Origin of the sequence: Methylobacterium sp. CCH7-A2, assembly GCF_001557075.1 — a bacterium.
Taxonomy (GTDB): Bacteria; Pseudomonadota; Alphaproteobacteria; order Rhizobiales; family Beijerinckiaceae; genus Allobosea; species Allobosea massiliensis.
Genome location: NZ_LSKN01000327.1, coordinates 1 through 381 on the forward strand (window position 1 = coordinate 1; position 381 = coordinate 381).

Consider the following 381-nt stretch of genomic DNA (forward strand, 5'->3'; position numbering starts at 1 on the left):
AAACAACTTCAAATTCCCTTAGCGTGTATTAATGTAGAAATGCCCACGGAGCCCCCAGATGCTGGATCAGCGAAAAGACATCGCCCTTGGCGTCCGACAGCGGATCGAACCAGCCCCGGCCTTCGTGGATCACGATGATGATGTCGCTGCCGCGCCGGTGCTTGACGGCGCGGCGCGTGCTCTCCTTCAGATCGATGGCGAAGCCGGCTTTCTCCAGCACCGCCGCACACAACACGCGCCCCTTCAGTTCTTCGAGTTCTCGTTGCTCCATCATCTCTCCCGGCGCTTTACGTCCGGCCTTTCCTGCTGCGTCGTCCCTCCCGCACATCTCGCGGGTCCAAGCCCAACCGCCGCGAAGAGCGGCGCCTGCAAGGGCGCGGA

1 pseudogene is annotated in these 381 nt (G+C 61.9%); it reads right to left on the bottom strand.

Annotated elements, in window-relative coordinates:
- Positions 1 to 55: 55 nt before the first annotated feature.
- A pseudogene (locus tag AX750_RS25070) lies at positions 56 to 271 on the bottom strand (hypothetical protein); the annotation flags it as partial.
- Positions 272 to 381 lie beyond the last annotated feature (110 nt).